Raw genomic sequence first — 547 nt, forward strand, 5'->3', positions numbered from 1 at the left:
GCTCTACTGGGGCAACAGGTTCGACCGGATCGACTGGAGCAACAGGCTCTACTGGAGCAACCGGCTCGACCGGTGATACCGGAGCAACTGGCTCGACTGGTTCGACTGGAGCAACAGGTTCGACCGGAGCGACCGGTTCGACCGGCGCCACAGGTGCAACCGGTAATACCGGAGCAACTGGCTCGACCGGATCGACTGGAGCAACCGGCTCTACTGGAGCGACCGGAGCAACCGGCGCCACAGGTGCAACCGGTGATACCGGAGCAACTGGCTCGACAGGTTCGACTGGAGCAACAGGCTCTACTGGAGCAACCGGCTCGACCGGCGATACCGGAGCAACTGGCTCGACAGGTTCGACTGGAGCAACAGGTTCGACTGGAGCGACCGGAGCAACCGGCGCCACAGGTTCAACCGGTAATACCGGAGCAACTGGCTCGACCGGATCGACAGGTTCGACCGGCTCTACTGGGGCAACAGGTTCGACCGGATCGACTGGAGCAACAGGCTCTACTGGAGCAACCGGCTCGACCGGTGATACCGGAGCAAC

At 62.7% G+C, this 547-nt stretch carries 1 protein-coding gene; it reads right to left on the reverse strand.

The window, feature by feature from the left end; genetic code table 11:
- A partial coding sequence (locus EN955_RS35815; protein ID WP_245492859.1) for a DUF4573 domain-containing protein occupies window positions 1-547 on the reverse strand: 547 nt, incomplete at both ends.

This window comes from Mesorhizobium sp. M7A.F.Ca.CA.001.04.2.1, assembly GCF_003998485.1.
GTDB classification, from domain to species: Bacteria; Pseudomonadota; Alphaproteobacteria; order Rhizobiales; family Rhizobiaceae; genus Mesorhizobium; species Mesorhizobium ciceri.